Source organism: Streptomyces pseudogriseolus, assembly GCA_002154585.1.
In the GTDB taxonomy this organism is placed as follows: Bacteria; Actinomycetota; Actinomycetes; order Streptomycetales; family Streptomycetaceae; genus Streptomyces; species Streptomyces pseudogriseolus.
In genome coordinates this window covers 1-1,780 of sequence record MUNG01000765.1, presented here as the reverse complement: position 1 = coordinate 1,780, position 1,780 = coordinate 1, and the positions used below count along the sequence as shown (strand labels likewise).

The window sequence follows — 1,780 nt, the reverse complement described above, 5'->3', positions numbered from 1 at the left end:
GGCGCGCGGCGCGGGGTGGGGCGTGATCCGGACACCCCCGGACGGCGCGGGTGTCCCTCCCTGCGCCGACGGCCCGTTCCGCTTAATCTTCCCCGCATGGCTGCGGCTCAGGGACGACTGTCGGACGGCGCTGGCGGAATGGACGAACCGAAGGAGGCAGGGGGCACCACCGGACCCGGGGGGACGCCCCCGCTGCCCTTCCGGGCCGCGGTCGACGCGCTGCGCGGCGCGCGGCTGCGCCCGCAGATCGAGGTCGAGCCCACCCCCGCGCCGAAACGCCTCGCGCCGTACGCGCACGCGCTGGAGGCGGCGGTCGTCGACGGGGAGGACGACCTCGCCGACGGCCGGCTGGTGCTGCTGTACGACCCGGCCGGGCACGACGCCTGGCGCGGCACGTTCCGGCTGGTGACCCTGGTCCGCGCGGAACTGGAGCCGGAGATGGCGGCGGACCCGCTGCTGCCGGACGTGTGCTGGTCCTGGCTCACGGGTGCGCTCACCGCGCGCGGGCTGGCGTTCGGTGAGCCGAGCGGGACGGTGACGCGGGCGAGCTCCCACTACTTCGGCGGGCTGTCCGAGCGGCCGTCCGCCTCGCAGATCGAGATCCGCGCGTCGTGGACGCCGCGGGAGGGGCTGGGCGGGGTGCCGGACACGGCGGCGCACCTGGTCGCCTGGTGCGATCTGCTCGCGCAGGTGGCGGGGCTGCCGCCGGCCGCGCCGGGGGACGCGTCGGTGGTGACGCTGCCGCAGCGGCGGGGACCGCAGTCGCACTGAGCGGGCGCAGGGGGGCAGGTTTCGGCCAGTCGTAATCGGTCGCCTCACGGAACACCCCCGGCTGCCCCGCCGCCCGTCTCTTTGTCGATACGGCCACTTTCGGAAGCGTTCCGACGCGGACCGAAACCGTTCGATCTTCGAATGATCGATCGCGCGTCCGAATTGCCCGGATTGTTACTCACCAGATCGTGATCATTTCCTAAAGGACATCAGGTTTGATGCCGAAGACGACTGTGACCTTGAAAGCACGGTTCGTCCCGGCTTCACCCCCCACGAGCCGGCCCCGTCCCGCACCCCAGGAGGCCTGGTGTCCGTTCTCCTCGAGCAGCCCTCAAGCCTGGTCGCCTACCGCCCGAACAAGCCGACCGCCATGGTGGTCGTGGCCGACCCCCGCGTCCGTTCCACCGTCACCCGCCATCTGTGGGCGCTCGGTGTGCGCGACGTGATCGAGGCCTCGTCCGTCGCGGAGGCTCGTCCCCGCATCGGCAACCCCCGCGACATCTGCGTCGCCGAAGTCCATCTGCCGGACGGTTCCGGCCTCACCCTTCTCTCCGAGACCCGCGCCGCGGGCTGGCCCAACGGCCTGGCCCTCTCGGCCGCCGACGACATCGGCGCCGTACGCAACGCGCTCGCCGGCGGAGTCAAGGGCTACGTCGTCACCGGCACCCGCACCAACCTCGGGCTCCCCACCCGTCCCGGTGCGGCTCCCATCGGCGCGGCGGCCGCCCGCCTGCACCGTCGTCCCCCGGGTGCCCCGAGCCACCCGGGTGGCTACCGCGAGCTGTCCGGCCGCGAGGTCGAGGTGCTGCGGCTGGTTGCGGAGGGCCAGTCGAACAAGGCGATCGGCGTCTCGATGGGCCTGTCCGCCCTGACCGTCAAGAGCCACCTCGCCCGCATCGCCCGCAAGCTCGGTACGGGCGACCGCGCCGGGATGGTGGCGGTGGCCCTGCGCACCGGCATCATCCACTGACCCCGGCCCCCGTACCCTTCCGCACCGTCCGGCCCGTCC

At 73.3% G+C, this 1,780-nt stretch carries 2 protein-coding genes; both read left to right on the top strand.

The window, feature by feature from the left end; all coding sequences use genetic code 11:
- The first annotated feature begins 138 nt into the window (after nt 1-138).
- Nucleotides 139-771: a DUF3000 domain-containing protein gene (locus CCN29_RS34640; protein WP_006130494.1), complete on the top strand. Its 633-nt coding sequence runs from the start codon at nt 139-141 to the stop codon at nt 769-771.
- Between the two features lie 307 nt (nt 772-1,078).
- Entirely contained in the window at nt 1,079-1,741 is a 663-nt protein-coding gene (locus CCN29_RS34635) for a helix-turn-helix transcriptional regulator (RefSeq protein ID WP_006130493.1), read from the top strand.
- Nucleotides 1,742-1,780 lie beyond the last annotated feature (39 nt).